The 21,544-nt window shown below is 40.3% G+C and carries 21 protein-coding genes and 1 pseudogene; 16 read left to right on the forward strand and 6 right to left on the reverse strand.

Translation table 11 applies throughout. From position 1 onward, the window contains the following. Positions 1-15: 15 nt before the first annotated feature. The 8 genes from DYI25_RS05795 to DYI25_RS05830 all read left to right on the forward strand — a co-directional run bounded on the left by DYI25_RS05795 (position 16) and on the right by DYI25_RS05830 (position 8,411). Complete coding sequence (locus DYI25_RS05795; RefSeq protein ID WP_213367473.1) at positions 16-237, forward strand: DUF3311 domain-containing protein; 222 nt, start codon at positions 16-18, stop codon at positions 235-237. After that, positions 237-1,703 carry a sodium:solute symporter family protein gene (locus DYI25_RS05800; protein WP_213367474.1) on the forward strand — a complete coding sequence of 489 codons (1,467 nt, stop codon included), beginning with the start codon at positions 237-239 and terminating at the stop codon, positions 1,701-1,703. Before DYI25_RS05795 ends, DYI25_RS05800 begins: the two co-directional genes overlap by 1 nt. A 62-nt stretch (positions 1,704-1,765) precedes the next feature. Then, positions 1,766-3,415 carry an amidohydrolase gene (locus DYI25_RS05805; protein ID WP_213367475.1) on the forward strand — a complete coding sequence of 550 codons (1,650 nt, stop codon included), beginning with the start codon at positions 1,766-1,768 and terminating at the stop codon, positions 3,413-3,415. Between the two features lie 258 nt (positions 3,416-3,673). Further along, positions 3,674-4,828 (forward strand): ABC transporter substrate-binding protein, encoded by a 1,155-nt coding sequence (locus tag DYI25_RS05810; protein ID WP_213367476.1) that lies wholly within the window; start codon positions 3,674-3,676, stop codon positions 4,826-4,828. A gap of 269 nt (positions 4,829-5,097) precedes the next feature. After that, the gene (locus tag DYI25_RS05815) at positions 5,098-5,973 is read left to right on the forward strand and encodes a branched-chain amino acid ABC transporter permease (RefSeq protein ID WP_213367477.1); all 876 of its coding nucleotides are present in this window, start codon (positions 5,098-5,100) and stop codon (positions 5,971-5,973) included. Positions 5,974-5,985: 12 nt separating this feature from the next. Continuing rightward, positions 5,986-6,963, forward strand: coding sequence for a branched-chain amino acid ABC transporter permease (locus DYI25_RS05820; RefSeq protein WP_213367478.1), 978 nt, complete (start codon positions 5,986-5,988; stop codon positions 6,961-6,963). After that, a complete protein-coding gene (locus DYI25_RS05825; RefSeq protein WP_213367479.1) occupies positions 6,935-7,708 on the forward strand; it encodes an ABC transporter ATP-binding protein in 774 nt (257 codons plus the stop codon). The genes DYI25_RS05820 and DYI25_RS05825 overlap by 29 nt, the downstream gene beginning before the upstream one ends. Further along, positions 7,701-8,411, forward strand: coding sequence for an ABC transporter ATP-binding protein (locus DYI25_RS05830; RefSeq protein WP_213367480.1), 711 nt, complete (start codon positions 7,701-7,703; stop codon positions 8,409-8,411). The genes DYI25_RS05825 and DYI25_RS05830 overlap by 8 nt, the downstream gene beginning before the upstream one ends. A 125-nt stretch (positions 8,412-8,536) precedes the next feature. On the opposite strand, the gene DYI25_RS05835 is transcribed toward DYI25_RS05830, so the two are convergent. Then, complete coding sequence (locus DYI25_RS05835) at positions 8,537-9,067, reverse strand: hypothetical protein (RefSeq protein WP_213367481.1); 531 nt, start codon at positions 9,065-9,067, stop codon at positions 8,537-8,539. Between the two features lie 604 nt (positions 9,068-9,671). On the opposite strand from DYI25_RS05835, the gene DYI25_RS05840 reads away from it, so the two are divergent. After that, on the forward strand, positions 9,672-11,477 hold the full coding sequence (locus DYI25_RS05840) for a S9 family peptidase (RefSeq protein WP_213367482.1): 1,806 nt from the start codon (positions 9,672-9,674) through the stop codon (positions 11,475-11,477). A 198-nt stretch (positions 11,478-11,675) separates the two neighbouring features. On the opposite strand, the gene DYI25_RS05845 is transcribed toward DYI25_RS05840, so the two are convergent. Then, positions 11,676-12,470, reverse strand: a complete 795-nt coding sequence (locus DYI25_RS05845) for an aminoglycoside 6-adenylyltransferase (RefSeq protein ID WP_213367483.1) — start codon at positions 12,468-12,470, stop codon at positions 11,676-11,678. Between the two features lie 156 nt (positions 12,471-12,626). Here DYI25_RS05845 and DYI25_RS05850 point away from each other — a divergent pair, with 156 nt between their 5' ends. After that, a complete protein-coding gene (locus DYI25_RS05850) occupies positions 12,627-13,313 on the forward strand; it encodes a type 1 glutamine amidotransferase domain-containing protein (protein WP_213367484.1) in 687 nt (228 codons plus the stop codon). 95 nt (positions 13,314-13,408) lie between these two features. On the opposite strand, the gene DYI25_RS05855 is transcribed toward DYI25_RS05850, so the two are convergent. Both DYI25_RS05855 and DYI25_RS05860 read right to left on the reverse strand, forming a co-directional pair. Beyond that, positions 13,409-13,849: a cell wall hydrolase gene (locus DYI25_RS05855; protein ID WP_213369439.1), complete on the reverse strand. Its 441-nt coding sequence runs from the start codon at positions 13,847-13,849 to the stop codon at positions 13,409-13,411. Between the two features lie 423 nt (positions 13,850-14,272). Then, positions 14,273-14,998 carry a hypothetical protein gene (locus DYI25_RS05860; RefSeq protein ID WP_213367485.1) on the reverse strand — a complete coding sequence of 242 codons (726 nt, stop codon included), beginning with the start codon at positions 14,996-14,998 and terminating at the stop codon, positions 14,273-14,275. 86 nt (positions 14,999-15,084) lie between these two features. Here DYI25_RS05860 and DYI25_RS05865 point away from each other — a divergent pair, with 86 nt between their 5' ends. From DYI25_RS05865 to DYI25_RS05885, 5 genes and pseudogenes are all read left to right on the forward strand, one after another. Then, positions 15,085-15,537 (forward strand): DUF4362 domain-containing protein, encoded by a 453-nt coding sequence (locus tag DYI25_RS05865; protein ID WP_249745260.1) that lies wholly within the window; start codon positions 15,085-15,087, stop codon positions 15,535-15,537. Between the two features lie 154 nt (positions 15,538-15,691). Beyond that, positions 15,692-16,069, forward strand: a complete 378-nt coding sequence (locus DYI25_RS05870; RefSeq protein WP_213367486.1) for a VOC family protein — start codon at positions 15,692-15,694, stop codon at positions 16,067-16,069. A 216-nt stretch (positions 16,070-16,285) separates the two neighbouring features. Then, positions 16,286-16,857, forward strand: a pseudogene (locus DYI25_RS05875) (histidine phosphatase family protein). 503 nt (positions 16,858-17,360) lie between these two features. Beyond that, positions 17,361-17,924: an AAA family ATPase gene (locus DYI25_RS05880; protein ID WP_213367487.1), complete on the forward strand. Its 564-nt coding sequence runs from the start codon at positions 17,361-17,363 to the stop codon at positions 17,922-17,924. A 78-nt stretch (positions 17,925-18,002) separates the two neighbouring features. Next, positions 18,003-18,215 carry a hypothetical protein gene (locus DYI25_RS05885; RefSeq protein ID WP_213367488.1) on the forward strand — a complete coding sequence of 71 codons (213 nt, stop codon included), beginning with the start codon at positions 18,003-18,005 and terminating at the stop codon, positions 18,213-18,215. 77 nt (positions 18,216-18,292) lie between these two features. Here the strand turns inward: DYI25_RS05885 and DYI25_RS05890 are convergent, their stop codons facing one another. After that, a complete protein-coding gene (locus DYI25_RS05890) occupies positions 18,293-19,141 on the reverse strand; it encodes a DUF1206 domain-containing protein (RefSeq protein WP_213367489.1) in 849 nt (282 codons plus the stop codon). A 291-nt stretch (positions 19,142-19,432) separates the two neighbouring features. On the opposite strand from DYI25_RS05890, the gene DYI25_RS05895 reads away from it, so the two are divergent. Further along, complete coding sequence (locus tag DYI25_RS05895) at positions 19,433-20,437, forward strand: DUF3231 family protein (protein ID WP_213367490.1); 1,005 nt, start codon at positions 19,433-19,435, stop codon at positions 20,435-20,437. A gap of 222 nt (positions 20,438-20,659) precedes the next feature. On the opposite strand, the gene DYI25_RS05900 is transcribed toward DYI25_RS05895, so the two are convergent. Then, entirely contained in the window at positions 20,660-21,310 is a 651-nt protein-coding gene (locus tag DYI25_RS05900) for a YdeI/OmpD-associated family protein (RefSeq protein WP_213367491.1), read from the reverse strand. Between the last annotated feature and the right edge of the window lie 234 nt (positions 21,311-21,544).

Consider the following 21,544-nt stretch of genomic DNA (forward strand, 5'->3'; position numbering starts at 1 on the left):
AGGAGATGAGACGAATTGAGCAAAACGAGGTTTAACACGTTGTATATCGTGGTTGCACTAATTCCATTCTTGATGCTCGTGTTCCCGATTTTTGAAATCGCAAACCGGGCAACGCCAATTGTTTTCGGCTTACCTTTTTCTTTTTTCTGGGTGATCCTGTGGATTGTCATTACATTTGTTGCATTGGTTATTTTATATCGGTTTGATCCAGACCAGGACGAGGAGGAGGATGTGTAATGCCGGATTGGCAAATAGCTCTTATTATGATGATCTTATATCTTGTCATCGCTCTTTTTGTTGGCGTCATGGCTGGAAGAGGCAGGGATGGCAGTTCGCTGGATGAATTTGCAGTTGCGGGCGGTAAGCTAGGTTTGTTTGTCATGTGGTTCTTAATGGGCGGAGCCGTCTTCAGTGCATTCTCGTTTTTGGGCGCACCAGGCTGGGCCTACTCCAAGGGAGCTCCTGCCTTATACATCATTACTTACACGGCATTTGCCATCTTGCCATGGTATATCATTGGCCCTAAAATTGGAAAAATCGGCAAAAAGCATCGCCTTTATACAGTGGCAGGATTCCTGAAAGGCAGATTCAAGAGTCCGGCTTTAGCTGTTCTTGTTGGATTAATTGCACTTTTTGCTTCAATTCAATACCTGGCTACACAAATGTCGGGAATGGCGATAATTTTTAACATTATGACAGAGGGTCGCATTCCTTTCTGGCTGGGTGCCCTTGTTTCCTATGGTATCGTTGTTGTGTATGTCGCGACAGGCGGATTGCGTGCTGCTGCCTGGTCTGATGTGTTCCAGGGTTTGCTGATGATTCTCATCTCCTGGATAGTCGGGCTGACGATTGTTTATCAGCTGCATGGCGGGACGACGGAGATGTTCGCTGCCATCGCCAGGGAAACTCCTGAGTTCCTTCAGATAGGAAAAGAAGGATCTTCCATGGGCACAGTTGCATACACGTCAACAATCTTGGTGTCAGTTATCGGATTCTTGATGTGGCCTCATCTATTTTCTAAGTCATATGCATCAAATCCGAGGACGATTAAAAAGACGGTTCTAGCATATCCAGTTTTTGCGTTGTTCCTGATACCGCTTTTATTGGTGGGATTTGCGGCAAAAGGTGTCGTCGACTCAGGTCAGCTACAAAGTGCCGACCAGATTTTACCGTATTTAATCACGACCGTCATGAATTTGCCTGGCTGGCTATATGGACTTGTCGGTGCAGGGGCGCTTGCAGCAGCGATGTCTACAGCTGATGCGATTACGCACAGTGCTTCTTTGGAAGTGACAGACGGGGTGGTCAAATCCATCTGGAAGGACCTGTCTGATAAAAAAACACTTCTGATCATGCGAATCGGCGTCTTCGTGATTGGAGCCCTGGCTTACTATATAACCGTCTTTGGAGGGCAAGGCTTAATCGCATTACTTTTAGGTGCGTACGGATCTATTGTACAATTTGCGCCTGGAGTGTATAGTGCGCTGTTCTGGAGAAGGGCGACGGCGCAGGGGGTTGTTTCTGGCTTGATTGTTGGTACGTTGGTGAATTATTACTTCCAGCTTGTTGCTGATTCTACACCGTTTGGGATTCATGCAGGTATTCTCGGCTTAATTTCCAACATTATCATTATGGTAACAGTCAGCTATTTGACAAAGCCACAGGCAAAAGAGGATGTCAATCGTTACGTGGATGTAGCGTAATATAAAATAAAAAATCGTCAGGCTTAGTCTGGCGATTTTTTCATAAAAGGAAGGAGAAGAACATGAAGGCAGATTATCTATTCATGAATGGCGAAGTCATTACAGTTGATGAACAGAATACAGTGGCTGAAGCAGTGGCGGTGAAAGGAAATCGAATTCTTGCGGTCGGTACATCGGATGAGATGGGGAAATATACAGCAGAGGCAACAAAGATTATCGATCTGAATGGCAAAACACTTATGCCGGGAATCATTGATGCACATATTCATTTGACCATTTACGGGACGAATCTCTTAGGAGTAAGCTGTATCGAACACCATATCCAATCATTGGAAGACCTGTTTGTTGACTTGCGAAAAAAGGTCAACGAAACACAAAAGGGTCAATGGGTTCGAGCATGGGGTTTTAAGGAATCCAATCTAAAGGAGAAACGTTACCCAACAAAGGAAGAACTGGATGGGATTTCAACGGATCATCCAATTGTCATCATCCGAACATGCAACCACACATGTGTAGTCAACAGCAAGGCTTTGGAAATAGCGAAAATTGATGAAAATACCCCTGATCCAGAAGGCGGCATCATTGAAAGGAATACAGATGGAACCTTAACCGGACGGATGATTGAAAACGCCCACATGCAAGTATTCCAACACGCAAGTTATACGAATGAGGAAATACGGAAGGGAATGAAGCTTGCTTCAGAAGAATTCATAAAGGCAGGGATCACGAGCATTCATGATGCGGGCGGATATGGGGAAGGCTCGGAAACGATCCGGATCATGCAACAAGCGGTTAAAGCACAAGAGGTAAAGGTCCGGATATATGCAATGGTAGGATCTTTGACGAATTCCCATGAGTTTGTCAAGAAGATGGTCGATGCCGGGCCAATTACAGGCCTCGGGGATGACCATTTTAAAATAGGGCCAGCGAAGCTTTTTACAGATGGCAGCAGTGTTGGACCGACAATTGCTACTCGAGAAGGATATACACACAGCCCTGACGATAACGGAATTATTTATTACAGCCAGGAGGAATTAAATCGAATTTTGGGAGAGGCTCATGAAAAAGGCTTTCAGTTGACGGCCCATGCCCAGGGTGACCGGGCAATCGAAATGCTGCTGAACTGTTATGAGGCTGCCCTGGACAGCCACCCTCGTCAGGATCATCGGCACCGGATTGAGCATGCAGGTATCTCTTCACCTGATCTGCAGGATAGAATGAAAAAGCTGGGTGTTGTAGTAACTCCGAACCCCGTCTTTATATATGCGAATGGAGACAAATATCTTGAATACTACGGAGAACGTGTAGAAGTCATGTATCCTGCCCGTGATTTTATCGAAAAAGGAATTGTAGCCGCATTTGGCTCCGATGCACCGGTCACCTATCTCGATCCTCTTTTGGGCATCCATGCAGCAATTAACAGGGAATCAATGGACAAACAAGCCGTGGGGAAGAATCAATGCATCGGAATCATGGAAGCGATCAGGGCTTATACCTGGAATGGGGCTTATGCGAGTTTTGAAGAAAAGATCAAGGGCAGTATCGAGGCGGGTAAACTAGCAGATTTGGTCGTGCTCGATTCAAGCATATTGAATCAGGAGCAACACAAGATTAAAGAGTTGAAGGTAGTGTTGACGATGATTGATGGAAAGGTATTATATAATCCTGAAAACCATACGAGCAATGACTTGAAGATGAAAGTTAAAGTTTAATAGAAAAGTGTTCGAGAAAGTAATGAACCGAGAAGAAGTCTTCTTACTTATAGAAGGCTTTTTTTGATAATTTACTTGAAAATCGATTGATGAATAATGTAATAGCCCAATTTTACTTAATTTTTTTATTAAGAATTTAACGCTTTTTACTAGGAAATTTATCTTTATTTTGCCTTTACTTTCCACTAGTTTTGTATTTTAATTGTTATATAGTTTAGAATATTATTATTTTTCTAAAAAATAAAGGGGGTTAAGAGAGTGAAAAAGCAATTTAGAAGATTTGCTCAGTTTACAGCTTTATCAAGTCTGTTATTGCTGTCGGCTTGTGGAGGTGCCCAGTCTTCTGGGGAGAAGGAGGCTAAGGGGGCAGGTGGAAAAGTAACAGCTGATATTGGGGTCATTTCTTACATCAGCGGACCTGGAGCCGCGTATGGTGAAGCAATTACGAATGGGCTCAAGCTAGCAAATGAAGAAATCAATAAAAAGGGAGAAGTAGAGATCAACCTTGTCATAGAGGATTCGGCAGGCAAGCAGGACCAGGCATTAACCGCTGCCCAGAAATTGATGAATTCCAAAAATGTCACGGCTATTATCGGGCCTACTCTAAGTACAGAGATGAACGTTGTTGGTCCCGAGGCAGATCTAAACGGGGTGCCAATTATGGGTACATCTACTACTGCTGAAGGGATTCCGCAAATTGGCGAATATGTATTCCGAAACTCGCTGCCTGAAGCATTGGCTATTCCAGCATCGATCGATAAAGCGATTGAGAAATATGATGCTAAAAAAGTAGCTATTTTATATGGAAATGATGATGTGTTTACGAAGTCAGGATTCGATACGATGAAAAAGGCCGCTGAAGAGAAGGGGCTTGAAATCTTGACGATTGAAACCTTCCAAAAAGGCCAGTCCGACTATAATGCACAATTAACAAAGATTAAAAGTCTGAAACCTGATCTTATCCTGGCTTCAGCTCTTTATAACGAAGGTGCAGTCATTATGGACCAGGCACGCAAAATGGGGATTGATGTTCCATTTGTCGGGGGGAATGGTTTCAACTCTCCTGAAGTAATCAAGATTGCCGGTGATGCTGCCGACGGCTTGATTGTGGCAACTCCATGGTATGGAGATAAAGACGATCAAAAAGTCCAGGACTTCGTGAAAAAATATGAAGAAAAATACAGCAAAAAGCCTGATCAGTTTGCTGCACAGGCGTATGACGCTCTCTATATCATGGCTGAAGCGTTAAAGAAGGCCGGAGAGGCAGACCGGGATGCGGTTCGTGACGCATTAGCGGAAACTAAAGATTTTCAGGGAATCTTAGGCAGCTTTTCCTTCGATAAGGACGGCGATGTTGTAATGGAGCCTACTGTCCTAGTAATTGACGAAGGCAAGTTCACGGTGTTTGAATAGTCAGGCCCGCAATCCATCAGCGGAATACTCCGCTGGTGGAAATTTCTTTTAAATAAGGCTCTTTTCTTAAACTTTGTTGCTATTGACCACAAAATAGGAGTGAATGAACTATTTTTCTTCTCAAAGAAGACTCTTGTTATGAGAAAAGAGCATGCAAACTTAATACCGAACTACAAAATGGCTTTATATCCCGTATAAATCGGCTTTAGGATTTTAACAACAATTCTTACGAAAACAACCTTAAATAAAGAATCAGAAGGTGAGATGCCATGTTAATCGAACAGTTAATCAACGGAATAACCCTGGGCAGCATATATGCCATTGTGGCACTCGGCTTTACACTCGTTTTTGGGGTGCTTGGTATCATAAATATGGCCCATGGTGAAATTTTCATGTTTGGAGCTTTCATTGGTGTAATTGTAACTTCAACTTTCAAAGGACCTCTATGGCTTGCTTTCGCAGCCGCTGTTTTGGTGACTGGGATCATGGGATATTTGCTGGAGCGCTTTGCATTAAGACCGCTCCGAAATAAACAAGGAGTTTCACACCTTGCCCCTTTAATCAGTACCATTGGTGTTTCCATCCTGCTTGAAAACTTATCCCATCATTTATTTGGGGCAGGAAACCATCCGTTCAATAATGCTTTTGCGGAAATCAGCTTCCAGATTGGATCGATCACAGTGTATCTGGTGCAAATTGTCATTTTTATGATTTCTGTTATTTTAATGTATTCACTATCGTATTGGCTAGGGAAAACAAAAGCTGGCAAAGCACTAAGGGCCACTGCAGAGAACCTTGAAACGGCCAGCCTTCTAGGAGTCGATACGAAAAAGACAATCACCATGACAGTGATTATTGCTTCGGCTATGGGGGGAATTGCAGGAATCCTTGTCGGAATGGCATTTAACTCGGTCACTCCTCAAATGGGTCTGTCTATTGGCTTAAAGGGGCTCGCTATCATCATTCTCGGTGGAATGGGGAATGTCAAGGGTGCAATGGCGGGCGGCCTGATCCTTGGATTGGCGGAAACCTTCATTGTGGTGTATGGAAACTCAGGCTACCGGGATGCGATTGCGTTTGTGGCAATCATTGTCATTCTCCTTGTTAGGCCGCAAGGATTATTCGGCCAAAAAATTTCGGCATAAGAAGGTGAACCAATGCTTGGAGAACTTATCAATCCATACTATTTACAGGTCGCTTCATTTATTTTGATCAATGTCATACTAGGCATAAGCATTTTTATAACACTTTCTACAGGCCAGCTTTCACTTGCCAATGCCGGGTTCATGGGAATAGGTGCTTATACTTCGGCGCTTCTGACGCTAAATTTCGATTTTCCAATCTTGATTGGAATTTTAGCTGGGACACTAATGGCTGGATTGTTCGGCATTGTTATCGGCATTCCGACTCTGAGGCTTCAGGGAGTTTATTTGGCCATCGTGACTCTTGGATTTGGGGAAGTCCTCCGTGTTGTTTTAGTAAACTGGGAGTCTTTGACTAAGGGATCGATTGGTTTATCTGGCATTCCTCATCTTGGACGAGAAATTCTGAGGAATTTTAAGGAATTTGGTTTCGAACCGGGTGTTATGGGATTGCAAAATAACCAATTCATTTTTTTAATGGTTTTTCTGCTCTTATTGTTTATTGTAATTGGGATTATATGGTTTTTCAGAAGGCAAACCAACTCTCGAGTTGGACGGGCATTTGCAGCGATCAAACTGGATGAAAAGGCAGCTGAATCAATGGGCATCAATATCACTTATTATAAAGTGCTTGCTTTTACACAAGGAGCTTTGCTTTCCGGGTTTGCCGGCGCCTTGTATGCCCACGTTCTGGCCTACATCAGTCCGGCTGACTTTGCTTACCACAGGGCGGTTGAGATTTTGATTTTTGCTGTGTTTGGTGGCAGCGAGGTCATTTGGGGGCCGGTATTTGGAGCATTATTTTTAACAGTAATGCCTGAGGTGCTTCGCTTTATCAGTGAGTATCGTTATATGATTTACGGTTTGATCATCCTCGTGATGATGGCAGTCCGCCCTCAGGGACTCATTGACGTACATCTTTTGAACTGGCTGAAGTTGAAAACGAAGAAAAGGGGGAAAGAGCATGGTACTGCAAATCAAAAAAGTGCATAAAAATTTTGGCGGAATAAGCGCAGTTTCCGATGTCTCCTTTTCAATCAACAAAGGTGAAATCTTCGGGCTGATCGGCCCCAATGGAGCAGGGAAAACGACGATGTTCAATTTAGTCACCTCAATGTTTCCGCTAACTTCAGGGGAAATTGTTTTTAACGGGGAGAATATCAACGGACTCAAGCCGCACCTTATCACAAAAAAGGGGATATGCCGTACGTTTCAAAATATCCGTCTTTTCCCTCAGATGACAGCCGAAGAAAACGTTATGGTAGGAGAGCACTGCCGGAGCAAGTCGGGCGTTATCAGCAGTGTCTTCAGAACAAAAGCACAACGCCAGGAAGAGCAGCACATTCGAGGCAGAGCCAATGAATTGCTCGACTTTGTCGGCCTGTCTGGTTACGGTGAGGAAATAGCAGACAGCCTGGCTTACGGACAGCAAAGAAGGCTGGAAATTGCCAGAGCGCTGGCAAGTGATCCCCAATTGCTGCTGCTTGATGAACCAGCAGCTGGGATGAACGAAACAGAAACTAGCAGTTTGTTTGAGCTGATAAAAAAAATCCAGGCTAAAGGGGTTACTGTCCTGTTGATCGAGCATGATATGCCGCTGGTGATGAATTTGTGTGACCGGATTGCGGTGCTTAACTTTGGCCGCAAAATTGCCGAGGGCACTCCTGCTGAGATACAGAATAACCCTGACGTCATCGAGGCTTACCTCGGCAGCGAGGAGGATGAAATATATGCTTAAGGTTCAGGGGATATCTACATCCTATGGGAAAATCAATGTGCTAAAGAATATTAGTCTTGAGGTTGAGGAAGGGAGCATTGTTACCATTCTAGGAGCAAATGGTGCCGGTAAATCCACCACAATGAAAACGATCTGCGGCCTTCTAAAGCCGAAGGAGGGAAAGGTTGAATTTCTGGGAGAGGATATAACAGGAAGACGGCCGGATCAGCTGGTTCGAACGGGAATCGCACTTGTGCCTGAAGGAAGGCAAATTCTTTCAGGTATGACCGTGCTTGAAAATCTTGAAATGGGTGCTTATCATAGAAAGGATAATGATATTAAACACGATATCGAAAAAGTGATGGAGAGATTCCCGATTCTTAAGGAAAGGAATCAGCAATTGGGAGGGACTCTCTCAGGAGGACAACAGCAAATGCTTGCCATCGCGAGGGCGCTCTTGAGCAGGCCGAAGCTTTTATTGCTTGATGAACCTTCAATGGGCCTTGCACCACTTGTTGTAGCCGACATTTTCAAAATCATCAAGGAGATCAACGAAGCAGGGACAACCGTTCTCCTAGTGGAGCAGAATGCGAGACAGGCTCTCCGTGTTTCTGACTATGGATATGTACTTGAAACAGGAAAAATTATCGCAGAAGGAAAATCCAATGACCTTTTGACCGACCCAAGAATTATGGAAGCATACCTTGGGCGGAAATCAAGTTAACGGAAAAGATTGTGGTGATGGCGGGGAGGTACCCTGTGCTTCCCTGACGAAGATTTTTTATGAAATTATTATGGTACATAAATAATACTGATACAAAGGAGAGCGTTGAAATTTTCAACGCTCTTTTAAATGAGGTCAAATTCTGAGCCTTCAGGATATAAAACAATATATTTTTCATTTTCAGGGTTTAGATAAGCAATCTTTGCACCTTCAAGTAAATCGTTTATTTTTAGTTCATCTATTACTGTTTGCCCAGCCTTTTCAACATCTACAACATAATTAAAAATATTGGCTGTTCCGCTGCCGATATCCCCGCCATCACATGAGCCATTTCCTGTCCAACCCAAACATTCGTTCATAAGGTCTTCAACGATGTGTCTTTTTTGAAGAGCTGTTTGCATTTCGTTTTCGGAATAGCTATATTGAATCACCAGTTCAGTTAATTCTTCTTCATCCAACTGGTTAAATCCTTCAGCTATTTTTACTTCAGCTAGTTCATTCATAACTTTTTCAGCTTTTTTTAATAATGGTAATTTCATTTCTTCTGTCTTACCCATATCCCCAACAGTACCGTAGTGGATCATCAGCGCTCTGCCATCTTTCCATACTTCCCAATAAAACGTTTTGTTTTCTGCTTGTTTCAATAACTTAATCATGACAAACCCACCTTCATTCATATTAGGTAGATTATATAATGAAATTTCATATATTGTTAGTTATTGAGAGAGGGGAGCTACAAGGCACTTACCATATTAAACTCAATGGTAGGTGGATCCGTTTCTATATTACCAATTTGTTCAGGAGATGCGATTATGAATGATAAGGATTTTGTCTGCAAAGAATGCGGGCATACGGAGAGCAAAGTAGGCAGAATTGGGTATTACGGTTGCCATAAGGTAAACCGCCTGGGGTCAAGGCTTTTAAGATGGGAACATTGATGCTGATTATCTCCTGTACGCAATGCTGTGAAGTCGCGTCCATGAGAATTGAGAATCCGGATTCTTTATAGGGGAAATTATTTCTCGGGAAAGCGCAGGATTAGACTTTATTTTTGGTTTTTGTCAAACTTTGATAGCTAGTGCCGAAATGTGATGTGATTGTGGGTTTTCCAGTATAACCCGGAAATAAAGGACCGGTATGGTGTCCTTTTGAGCGAATTTTGTCGAGCAAAAGAGAGGGGTTTTTCCTAGACATATGGACGTAATTTTGTTTAAGTTTTCAGTATAGATAGAAATTTCAAAAAGAGTGGGAGTGGGTATTTTGATTCAATTCAAGAAGTCGGATGTAGAAAACTTTTATCGTACCTTCAATATTCAGGCATTTACCGTCAGTCCGGACGAAAAGCAGTTAGTTATCAGCACGAATTTGTCAGGTAAATACAATCTTTGGGCGATGGACTTGCCGAACCAGTATCCATATCCGCTTACATTTGTTGACCAGGCCTGCCAGGCTTTACGATATTCTCATGATGGCAGCTTTATGGTTGTCGGTTTTGATAACGATGGTGATGAAAATGGGCAATTATATGCACTTCCGCCAGCAGGAGGCGAGCTAGTCCCGCTTCGTACGGCTGAAGGGCATCGTCATATGCATCCTTTACTATCTAAGGATGATCAAAGATTGTTCTATACGTCTACTAAAGGTAATGAGACCTTCCTGAATATTTATCGTTATGACCTGGAAGCGAATGAAGAGAGTATCGTTGTTGAAGGGGAAGGAGCAGCTTGCTTCTTAGTTGCTGTTGATGAAGATGAGAATAATTTTGCCTATGTGAAACAATATGCGAATACATACGCTCCTGGATTTTTGTATCAGCATGGAAAGTCATACTCCCTGACTCCGGAAACAGATGAGCAATTTACGGTTGGTGAAGGAGTTTTTGTTGGGAACGAGTATTATTTTGTTACTACTTTTGGTGAGGACTTCGATTACCTTGCGAAATTTAATCTTGAAACATATGAATTCACAAAGGTACTTTCGATTGAAAAAGAAGAGTTCGGCCCTGTTCGCTATGACAAGAGTACAAATAGCCTTTATTTTGTTACTTCAAAGGGCGTGAATGATTATTTATATCAATATGATTTAGCTGCCGGAACATATAAAAACATGAATTTACCTGCTTCTATTATTCAAGGTGGAACTGTCGCAAAAAGCGGGAATGTATACATTTTAGCCGGATCAGCGACTAAGCCTAATAATGTTTTTATGATGGAAGCTGGAAGTGACGAATGGAAGCAGCTGACGAACCTTGCTGTTCCTGGTGTGAAGGAAGAGGAGCTTGTCCAACCTGATGTCCTGACATACCCTTCTTATGATGGCATGATGATGGAAGCTTTATTTTTCAAAGCTAAGGAAGATGTGAGTAATGGTCATGTCATCCATTGGCCGCATGGGGGACCGCAGGCGGCCGAACGAAAGTTTTTCCGTGCAATGTTCCAATCCCTCGTAAACAGAGGGTACAGCATTTTTGCGCCGAATTTCCGGGGATCAACTGGTTACGGGCTGGAGTTTACGAAAATGGTTGAGGGTAACTGGGGTGAAGGGCCTCGTCTTGATAATATTGCTGGACTCGAATACCTTTACGAAAATGGATTGGCTGACAGGGATAAAACATTATTGATGGGTGGTAGCTTTGGCGGGTATATGGCACTGCTATTGCATGGCCGTCATCCTGAATACTTCAAGGCAGTCGTCGATATTTTCGGACCATCGAATCTATTCTCATTCATTGAATCCGTACCCGAGCACTGGAAACCAATTATGAATCAGTGGGTAGGCGATCCGGTCAAGGACTTCGATAAGCTGACAGAGTTTTCGCCAATCACGTATTTAGACAATATGACGAAACCCATGCTGATCATCCAGGGTGCAAACGATCCGCGTGTTGTGAAGCAGGAATCAGATCAAATCGTCAAAGCTCTTCGGGATAAAGGGCGTGATGTGAAATACCTGGTACTTGAAGATGAAGGCCACGGCTTCTCAAAAAAGGAAAACGAGATTCTTGTGAACCGTACGATTCTTGAATTCTTTGATCAATTTGTTGAAGCGAAGGTATTAGCAGAGTAAATTGAAGCTTCGTTAGTAAAAAAACTCCCCTCCTGCAGGAAAGATTTCCTGCAGGAGGGGAGTTTTTGTTTTATATAGCCCATGAAAAGATTGCATAAAGAATGACCAAAGAAAATTAAGAGTTTTTTTGTTGAATTTTCATATTCAAAATAGTTTGCGCTAGTATAAATAAGCTTGGGTACCAATACTTTTTTTGTTTTAGGATATCCTTGTTATTTTATTCTTAGCTAAAAGTTGCTCTAAATCATAGTCCATAGAAAAAATGGAACTTTGCTTCAATGTGTTTATAAAAAGATCTTTTACCTTTTCAGATGAAACTCTTAAGTTTTCAACTGTTACCTCTCCTGAATATGTAGAAAGGTATGCTTTTATAAAAGAAGGGTTAAGAGTTTCATAACCTTTAAACTGATGAAGTTTTTTGTCCTCATTTAATGCTTGTACGATAAGGGTATAGTCTCTCATATCTTCGAGCATTTTTAGTGCATAGATTAAGTTGTTTCGCTTCAATTCTTTCTCTAATGCTAAAGCGCAATAAACAAACTCAAATGCCACGTCAATTCCTACATTATACTTAACCGGTTTGTTTTCGAAGATTTCTTTTTCAGTTTCCATCTTCTCGGTTACAAACCCAGTTTTATCAACAATGACTTTCCATAACGGCGATTTTACTGATAAAAATTCTCTTGGGACAATAGAAACATTGAATTCCAGTCCATTTTGCATGATGGCAATCAAAAGAAAAATGTCTTTGCTGAATGCTTTTTCTTTGATGTAGCTTGGATTAAAATCACTTAGGGTTTCACGAACAAAATCTCTTATTTTTTCAGCATCTTCGATTTTAAAGGTAGCAACCATTAAGTCAATATCAGAGTGTTCATCTTTATAACCAATTACTCCAGATCCTAATTGAATGATTCCTTCCACTAAATCGGAAGACTTGATTTCTCTTATGGCTTTTTCAAAATAAGTGTTTCTTTCTTCGGAAGTATACATATTTGAACTCTCCTAAATTGATTATTTTTAACATCTTAGCATAAAATGACAATTAACTTTGGTTTTTTTATGGAAAAAGGAGGAAGGGGATTTCATGATTAAGATGATGTGAGATAGGGAAAATACATTCTGGTATGAACAAAGGAGGTATTTTCAATGGCAAAAGTTTTAGCAGTATTATCAAGTGGTTATAAGGATGAAGAAAACAATTATGAAACAGGCTGGTGGGGAGAGGAATTATTCGCACCGATGCAGCTCCTTGAACAGGCTGGCCATCAAGTTGATTTGGCATCGCCGCTTGGAGGCAAGCCGGTTATCGATAAAATGAGCATTAGTGAAGAATACGATCCGAAAGGTACTTATAAAGAGCTTTATGAGTCCGGAAAAGCGGATGATACGATGGAGCTTTCTGATGTAAATCCTGACGAATACGATGTCGTGCTCATTGTTGGCGGGCATGGTGCAATGTATGACCTGGCGAAGGATCAGGATTTGCATACGATCATGAACAAAATTTACGATGGAGGCGGAATTGTCGCAGCGGAATGCCATGGTCCTGCACCGCTGGTGTTTGCGAAGCGTCCAAATGGTGAAAGCTTTATTGCTGGTAAAAAAGTGACAGGTTATCCAGATGAAATGGAGCCAGAAGGTTTGTTAGATATCCTGCCGTTCAGCCTGGAGCAGGAAATGAGAAAGATCAGCAATTATGAGCAGGGAAATCTAGAAAAAACAGGACATGCTGTATGGGCAGACGAGCAGCTTGTTACAAGCCGCGATCCATTTTCATCTAAGTTGATGGGAGAAGAGTTGGTTAAGGCGTTGGAGAAAAAGGGGAAGAATTAAGTGATCTGAAAATGCTCAACTAGGAAACAAAAAACTCTATTAGACGATTAAAAACAACAGGGTGTCCCAAGTTATTTTTTGGGCCACCCTTATTACTACAATCTATAAGCACCTTCACATGTATTAGCAATTGGTTCATAATAACAGTGTTGTTTATATTGCCCAGTAAAAGGTTGATTGTACCAGGTAGGTGGACAGGGAGCATATGGATTAAAGTACCAAAGAGCATACTTGGAAGGGTGTTGCCACCAATAATCCAAGGTTTGTTTTGCTAATTTTTTTTCTGCACTTCTTGCCCGGTTATAAAAAACATTGCCCTTTTGAACTGCTTCAAATGAATAATTTCCTCCTTGAATTTGAAAAATCACGTCTCTTATAGACCTTAAATCTTTAAAATCCAGACAATTCGCTTTAAGTCGATTTACAACTACATTACCAACCATTAGCATTCCCAGCGGACCTTCCCCTTCAGCCTCTGCCCTCATCATCCTGGCAACTAGTGCAACGTCACTGTCTGTATATTTTACCCTTGGCATTTTTATCACCTCTAAGAAAATTGTATTAAAAACAGCTTGTAAAAATGTTAACAGGTTCGCAACAGGGAGAAATAACGAGAAAGATCGTTGAGAATAAGGGGTAGATGATTTCCGTTCTAACAATGAGTTTCAACCAAACGACGCCAAAACACTGGAAAACTGGAGATTCGGCTACAACAGGAGACAAGCTGTGCCTTAATTCAAGGGAAATAGAAATTTAAGTCGTAATAAGAGCCAGGCTGTGACCGAAATCGGAGAGAAAGTGGAAGTACGGTCGCAACACGAACCATGCTGCGACCGAAATCGCAGGAATCGTAGGAATTCGGTGGGAACACGTACCATGCATTGGCCGAAGTGTAAGAGAATCACGAATCACGGGCACATATTCCAAAAACATGTGGCAGTATAGGAGATTAAGCTCTTCTATTCAATCCCTTCATCCTTTAAAAGCGCCGAATTGGCGGATGTGTTCAAGCTTTGGGTCGACGCCCACAGGTTTCCGAGGAATCTTGGCATCATCTGCTGGGATGGCAGGACACCGTACCTTGAGAAATAGACAAAGAGCTTCAAATAAGTACGAGCATTCCCTGGTAGATGAATTTCTTTTGCATAATGCTCGTTTTCTGTCACTGTTGCAAAGGATCGGGTCTCGAAGCCTGAAATAAAGCGAGTTTTCTCGCCCTTGTACTCATTATCGATGAAATAGATTTTCTTAATGATCGTTGGGTCGTCAGTGCCATCGTAATTGGCCAGCCGTGCATGATTAAAAGCTGAAACAGAATCTAGCTTAGGAACAAGGGAAAGCACATGGCCGTATGCTTTATCATGCCCTTCATAAAATGGTTTAATATCCAAATTGTCCATTAAATCAATCAGCTTTAGCTTTTCTTCTTTTAAATAAGGAGGACGAAAAATCTGCCTCGTAAGCTTCAATTCATCAAGCGAGTTACACTCAATTGAAGTGAAGAAGTACCACTGGCCGTTATCATCGAGGCTAATATCATAGGATTGCCCGTCCTTTTCCAATATGTAATCCTTAAAGCGATCCTCTTTATCAAATGTGAAATCCCGCTCCGATTCCTTACCTGGCTTGAAGCCAAAAGGAGATTCAATTGGGACAGCAATCTCTGAAAATAATTTACTTTCCATTTTCCAACACACCTTTTTAAAGTCCAATATACATACAGATTACCCATTATTCTTTAAATGAACACTTAGAAAGGGGGGCTTTGCCGATGAAGAGATGGTTAAGATTTATAACGCTGTTCACAATCGTGCTTGCAGGCTGTGAAGAAGAGGAGCAAACTCAATTAGAAAAAAATAAAAACAATGAACCTCCTGAGTATATCCAGGATCCTGAAGATATCGTCGATATGCACGAGGACATTAAGAATCTAAATAAATTTTATGCATTTGTGGATCACTTTGAACAAGGGGAGAAAGACAAAATCAGGATAGTCAGTTATACGACGGAGGGTGCACCTATGCTGCACGACTTGGAGTTCGACGGGACAGCCATTCATTCAACCTACGATTCTACCAGGGACGGTTTCGGGCCTGGTAGTATTGAAGAAGATAGCTGCGACGAGATTTCAGTAGTGAATGCAGTCACACGCACTGAGTATATATTGGAGGGATGCAGCAACCAGGAGGATAAGGAACTGATTATGCTGGTGGTTGAAGAATAACATTAAAAAATAGAATACTGTTTATTAACAAAAAAGGAGGAATACCGCTTGTAATAATAGAAATTATTTATGTAAATATCAGTTGCACCTAAGTTCCATGAAAAATCTTTAGGAACTTTGAAAAGAAGAAATTTGATAAGGAGCGAATGAATTCATGATAAGTAAAATCGGTCAAATCATGTTGTACGTAAATGATCAAGATGCTGCTATTAAGTTTTGGACAGAAAAATTGGGTTTTGCAGTTAAAGCGGAGGAAGATAATGGGCAGGGATTGAGATGGATTGAAATTGCTCCAAGCTTTGATTCTGAAACAAGTATCGTACTGCACAATAAAGATTTCGTCGCGAAAATGTCGCCTGAACTCAATCTTGGTACCCCTTCATTACTGTTTTACTCTGATAATCTTGAGGAATTCAGAAGCGATTTATCAAATAAAAATGTTGTGGTCGGGGAAATTGTGGAGATGCCTTCCGGAAAAGTATTTAACTTTGCAGATGATGAAGAAAATTACTTTGCTGTTATGGAAAAATGAAAATCGTAAAGAACCACTGTGCCGTTTTCATCAAGTAGAAAGCGGTTTTTTGTTTGGCACTTTATTTTACCAAAGGCTTATGGAAAAAGAAGGAATATGTCATTTTGTATCGAATGATAAAACACAGTAGTAATGGATGAAATTAGGAGAATTATCGTTTCTTATACCATGATAGAATACTAACGCGAATACTTGCTTCGTTTAATGGAGGATATTATGAACACTTTTATATATATGGTGAGGCACGGCGAATCTCCAAAAATAGGAGACGAAAGAACAAGAGGGTTAACTGAAAGGGGAGTTTAGACTCAAAGCTTATAGCTGATTTGTTAAAATCGGAGCAAATTGACGCTGTGATTTCAAGTCCGTATAGACGTTCGCTTTTAACTGTCCAGCAGTTAGCGGACGACATAGGGAAGGGAATTATGGAGTTCGAGGAACTTAGAGAGAGAGTCTTTTCTCCTGATGGTAATAGAATACCTGACAATGAGTTATTACCTATATTAAAAAAGTCCTTTATTGACGAAAAATATGCATTAATCGGAGCAGAATCTAATGCAGATTGCCAGAAACGGGCTATAAAAATCTTAAAGGAAACTATGATTTCATTTAAAGGAAAAAAAGTGGTTGTAGGGACTCATGGTGCTGTCATGACCTTAATGATGGCTTATTACGACAAAAATTGCGGCTTGGAATTTTTACTCAAAACGTCTAAACCAGATATATACAGAATGGAGTTCGATGGTGAGAGATTAATTGAGATTAAAAGACAGTGGAATAAAGATTAGTATTGTAGTTTGTACTTTTTTGTCATAGAAAACGAGTATTAACCAGCTGACTTAATACTCGAATTCACTTTGGATTACAAACTATTAAAGAAAGTATTGTTTATACATAAAAAAGTTGGCTATTACTGATCCAATTAAATAGAGAATCGATCCGTAAAACGCATATGACGGAGAAAATTTTTCAGGTGATTGGTTCATCTTAATGCCAGTTTGACCCTGGACCTGCATATCAATACTGCGGCTTGTAACTCCTCCGGATGAGCTGAAAAAATAAATGATGAATACACTGGCCAATCCCACAAAAACTGAAACTTCTATAAAACTAAAATTAGTAATAATCGTTACTCCAAAGTTGATTAATCCGATGATTATCAAAGTAGCTATAAAGCTTAACATTTTACCGATTGTGATTACCCCCTTTGAAGTAGTTACGATTTACCAAAAGGAAAAGTTTCAATTTTTTGTAAAATCATAAGATACTAGCTGAAAAAGGGGGCACCATTTTGAAAAGGCTTGCGATTATTACTGTGGGCAAAACTCACAGCGGAAAGACTACATTCGCGCGTGCTTTGGAAAAAGAGTTATATAACTCTATGGTCATTGACCAGGACAACCACGCGGAATTCATTAATACTTATTATAAAAACTTACAACAAGTACACGGACCTAATATTCTGAAGTACGCTATATCCAGGTTGATTGTCAATTATGCAATTGAGCAGACTGATTGTCACCTTATCCTTTGCAATTCGAATCGAAGTCGAAAAGATCGATCTTACCTTATTGAGGAGTTGTTTCCGAAAGATAAATTTATACATATAATTGTCCATTTTGATATTCTGTACCATGTTCTTCAAGCTCGAGTTACTGAAAGTCAACGTAGTACGAATATATTCAGAGGTGCCTATACTAATTTTGCAGAGGTGTTAAATAGGCAGCAGGCAGATTCTTTAAAAGAGGATGTAATCGATCCAGTGGAAGAGGAAGCCGAGCACTTATTTGTGATTAAAGATAACGCAGAAGCTGAAGCTGTTATATTGGAGATTTTACGAATAGCACGACATTAAAGCGTTGGAAATTAATCGAAGTAAAGAATTACCGATGACGTACTGTCAATAAACTTTTAGTAAAGAGGAGGTGTTTTATTGGAAAAGAAATTTGTATATTATTTCTTGTCACTTATTTTTTTTATAGGTTATGTATTAATATTTGATTATTTCTTTAAATATGTTGAAATGATGTTTGTGCCTTACACACTGCTTTTATTCGTTTTCCAAATAGGCTTTTCCATTGTCATCCTCTTTCCTGCTTCGGTCGTAACCACTAATAAAATATTTGATATCATTCGAGGTTCTTAGATTAGATTTATAAACAAACGCCAATGACATAAGAAAAGCTAACACGACATTAAAATCCGTATTAGCTTCAATCATATTTATTTTCCATCATATCCAAAATTCATATGTTGATAGCGGCCTTTAATAATTTGGTAAATGCCGTATAAAATTAATCCCACTGCCACAATTGCCAGCAGAACCTGTCCGAACGGCTGGTTTGCTAATTCTGTTAAAGCACCGCCCAGTCCTTTTGATTCATTCGGATTATGTGTGTAGGCTGTGCGGATGAAGAAAAAACCAACCATACTTAGTACAATCCCTCGTGAAATCAAGCCAATCTTACCTGACAGTCGTGCGATTTTCAGTTCCTTATCATTCATTTCATATGTTTTGAATTTAGACATGAATTTCTCTTTTAGCCCACTATAAATTTCGAAAACACCATATCCAATAATAATTGCTCCGACCATTCCGACTAACCATATGCCAAATGGTTGTTCCATTAACTTAGCGGAAATGGTTTCCTCCGAATTTCCACTACCAGCGGAACCAGTGTTACTAGCTAATTTTATTGCACCAAATGCTAAATTCGAATAAATGAATCCACTGATGAAATAACCAGTCCTTTTTGCCAGCCCTTTAGCATCAGTTCCTTCATTTTCCGGATCCTTAATTGCTTTGATAAAATCCCACAAAATGTAACCGATTAAGCCAATTCCGATGATCCATAATGCAACTTCACCAAATGGCATTTCAGCGATTGATTGGAGAGCACCTGATGCACCGGTCGTGTCACCGCTTGGGCCGAATGCGGCTAAAGCTGCGAGTATCCCAATCATTCCGTACACAATTCCCTTGGCAACATAACCGAAACGACCAAACCGGCGCACCCATGGTTTCACTTCTCTCATTTTATCTTTAATTTCTACACTTGTCGGTGAATTCATATAATGTACACTTCCTCTACAGGTCTCTTATTGAAACAAGTTCCCTGTTTACCTAAAAAAGAAACAACTATAAGCATCAACCTGTTGACAAAGTCCAGAAAAATAGAAATTCCCATAATGTGTCCTCCGTAAATTGCACTTAAATGTTATTATTTGTTTTTTTCGTTTCAAATATTTGTTAGATAAAAATACTTTAAGAAGTGAATGATAAGAAGTGTGAACTTTGAAATTTGTATTTTTCACCATTTTTTGTAAATGATAAGAGAAAATATCTGAGGGGGCTGAATTCATATGGTAGAACACTTGCCTAAAATAACATCTGCTGAGATATCTATGTTGTGGAGTGCTTATATAAGTGACACCATGTCAATTTGCATCCTCAAACATTTTTTGCATACATGCGAAGATCAGGACGTCAAGCCTATACTTGAACTTGCCCTTAGCTACTCTAAGGACCATGAGGGAAAAATATCGGATTTATTTGAAAAAGAGGGAATTCCTCTGCCTGAAGGTTTTGGAGATCAGGATGTAAACTTGAAAGCAAAAAAGCTTTTTTCAGATGTAACATACATGCGTTACCTACACCACATGGCGAGAACAGGGTTGAATTCTTTCAGCCTTGCTAAGTCAATTTCCGCTCGGAAAGATATCCGGTCATTATTCAAGGAGTTCTTACATCAAGCAGAAGAGTTGTACGACCGAAATACAGAAATGATGCAGGAGAAAGGGGTTTTCATCCGCTCCCCTTACATTGATTATCCGGAAAAGGTAGAATATGTTACAGATAGGAAATTCCTTGGAGGCCTTATTGGTCACCGCAGACCGCTCCTTGCGTTAGAAATTGCTCATTTAGGGATTAATATTGAAGTAGCAAATGTGGCCAAGACTCTCCTTTTAGGATTTAGCCAGGTTGCCCAGTCCCAAAAGCTTAGTGACTACTTTAAAACTGGGTATGAATTAGGAAAAGATTTAGTTGAAGATTTAATGATCAAACTAAAAGAAGATGATAATTCCTATCCCTCCACATGGGATTCTACAATCACCAAAAGCACGGAAGCCCCATTTTCGGATAAATTAATGTTATTTCATACGAATGCACAAAGTGCCATCGGATTAGGAGACTTTGGTCTTGCAATTTCGGCATCACTCCGGAAAGATTTGACCGTTCTTTATGAAGGGTATATTCTCCGGTTAGGCTCATTTACAGAAGATGGAGCGACACTCTTGATTGAACATGGCTGGTTTGAAAAACCTCCCCAATCAATTGATAGAGAAAAAATCAGAAACCAAAGGTAATAGTGGGGCAGCTGCAGTAGCTTCAATAACACTTCCGAAAGACTTTCAATACAAAGCCTTTTGTTCATCTAATAAGAAACAGATCGAATAGTATTGTTTCAAATGGGTGCTTTTATAAAAAGAAAAGTGCATTGATGAGAGAACGATCAATGCACCTGGGAGGTAGGGAGCTACACAAATGATAAGTTTTTTTTGTTCGTTACTTATAACGACAAATGATGTCTATTTCTTTTTCTGGCGATAGAGATCAAAGGTTTTATACCCTTGTGATAAGATATCGACCATTATTGATTGGCGATTATCACGTGTTTTTTGTTGTTTAGCAGAAAAAATATAACGAGCCCAATCTTTTTGATAACCTGGTGTTAGTTCCTTATAAAATCTTAGCTCGTCGGGATGATCCGATAGCAGCTTTTCAATATCTTTTACTTTATCCTCATAATCTGCTACACACTGACTTGCTGCGGCACTCTTCTTTGCTTTCTTTTTTTCACGCTTTAATCCAATTACAGTAAATACCTCATCCATGCTCAACATTCGCGAAAATTTGATATCGCTGTCTTCCACATACCCGTCTTCGCCAACTTTCATTGCAGGAAAGATTTCATCCCTGTGAATGAAAGTTTCATACACCTTATTTCCTTTCTTGGGATATGCAAAAAATAAGTACCCTTTTTCTTGTAATTTTTGCTTATTGATGATGGTTTGAGTGTACTCAGCCATTTGCTCAAGAGTTTCTACAAAGATGAAAATCGCATCATGGTTTTCAGACAATACGGTTTTATAGCCATTAAACAAATCATAACCATTTGGTTGATTAAGTACGGCCAGATTTTCATACTTCTCGAGATTTAGTTTATTTATAATTGACATATTCATCTACCTCTTTAAAAAGAATCTACCTCACTAATCATACAAGGTTCATCTTGAAGAATCCAATATATTTATGATTATTCCCATCCTCTTCAGGTGACGGAATTGTAGGCTGATCATTTGTTGAATATGCTATACTTTAGATACTTAGAGCAAACTGATTATTCAGTCTTGCTCTTTTTTTCATGGGAATCGAAAATTCAATGAAACGTTTTACATATCCTGTTTGTCTAA

It is taken from the genome of Mesobacillus boroniphilus, from assembly GCF_018424685.1.
Lineage (GTDB): Bacteria > Bacillota > Bacilli > Bacillales > Cytobacillaceae > Mesobacillus > Mesobacillus boroniphilus_A.

Coding starts and splice junctions, on each gene's coding strand:
- DYI25_RS05800 (WP_213367474.1), top strand. CDS start 237: ATGCCGGATTGGCAAATAGCTCTTATTATGATGATCTTATATCTTGTC.
- DYI25_RS05805 (WP_213367475.1), top strand. CDS start 1,766: ATGAAGGCAGATTATCTATTCATGAATGGCGAAGTCATTACAGTTGAT.
- DYI25_RS05815 (WP_213367477.1), top strand. CDS start 5,098: ATGTTAATCGAACAGTTAATCAACGGAATAACCCTGGGCAGCATATAT.
- DYI25_RS05820 (WP_213367478.1), top strand. CDS start 5,986: ATGCTTGGAGAACTTATCAATCCATACTATTTACAGGTCGCTTCATTT.
- DYI25_RS05825 (WP_213367479.1), top strand. CDS start 6,935: ATGGTACTGCAAATCAAAAAAGTGCATAAAAATTTTGGCGGAATAAGC.
- DYI25_RS05830 (WP_213367480.1), top strand. CDS start 7,701: ATGCTTAAGGTTCAGGGGATATCTACATCCTATGGGAAAATCAATGTG.
- DYI25_RS05835 (WP_213367481.1), bottom strand. CDS start 9,067: ATGATTAAGTTATTGAAACAAGCAGAAAACAAAACGTTTTATTGGGAA.
- DYI25_RS05845 (WP_213367483.1), bottom strand. CDS start 12,470: ATGTATACTTCCGAAGAAAGAAACACTTATTTTGAAAAAGCCATAAGA.
- DYI25_RS05850 (WP_213367484.1), top strand. CDS start 12,627: ATGGCAAAAGTTTTAGCAGTATTATCAAGTGGTTATAAGGATGAAGAA.
- DYI25_RS05855 (WP_213369439.1), bottom strand. CDS start 13,849: ATGCCAAGGGTAAAATATACAGACAGTGACGTTGCACTAGTTGCCAGG.
- DYI25_RS05860 (WP_213367485.1), bottom strand. CDS start 14,998: ATGGAAAGTAAATTATTTTCAGAGATTGCTGTCCCAATTGAATCTCCT.
- DYI25_RS05865 (WP_249745260.1), top strand. CDS start 15,085: ATGAAGAGATGGTTAAGATTTATAACGCTGTTCACAATCGTGCTTGCA.
- DYI25_RS05870 (WP_213367486.1), top strand. CDS start 15,692: ATGATAAGTAAAATCGGTCAAATCATGTTGTACGTAAATGATCAAGAT.
- DYI25_RS05890 (WP_213367489.1), bottom strand. CDS start 19,141: ATGAATTCACCGACAAGTGTAGAAATTAAAGATAAAATGAGAGAAGTG.
- DYI25_RS05895 (WP_213367490.1), top strand. CDS start 19,433: ATGGTAGAACACTTGCCTAAAATAACATCTGCTGAGATATCTATGTTG.
- DYI25_RS05900 (WP_213367491.1), bottom strand. CDS start 21,310: ATGTCAATTATAAATAAACTAAATCTCGAGAAGTATGAAAATCTGGCC.